The sequence below is a fragment of the Paraburkholderia sp. SIMBA_027 genome, assembly GCF_046535315.1.
Taxonomy (GTDB): Bacteria; Pseudomonadota; Gammaproteobacteria; order Burkholderiales; family Burkholderiaceae; genus Paraburkholderia; species Paraburkholderia tropica.
In genome coordinates this window covers 1-271 of the sequence record NZ_JAWRWY010000606.1, presented here as the reverse complement: position 1 = coordinate 271, position 271 = coordinate 1, and the positions used below count along the sequence as shown (strand labels likewise).

Here is a 271-nt window from a genome sequence, read left to right as displayed (position 1 = left end):
CACACTGGAGAAAGCTGGGCTGATCGAACGGCAGTTGCGCCGTGCGGATTCGAACGTCTATCGCCTGCACTTGACGGAGGTGCCCCGAGTATGAGCGGGAAGCTTGCCGGCATGGTGTTCGATAGCTATCCGGAGGGTGGCGGCAATCTGTTGCGCGGGGCATTTGTGCCACAAAATGGCGTTTTCACGACGGAGCAAAGCGATGCTGACGCGCGAACAGATAATCGAAGCCTTGACGCTTGCGAGCGATGTGGGTTGCCATACGCGCGCC

Annotated in this window: 1 protein-coding gene; it reads left to right on the top strand. The window is 59.4% G+C overall.

Going from position 1 to position 271, the window contains the following annotated elements:
• Window positions 1-90: 90 nt before the first annotated feature.
• The coding region (locus tag SB764_RS40435; protein ID WP_410866817.1) for a hypothetical protein at window positions 91-271 on the top strand (181 nt) is incomplete at its 3' end.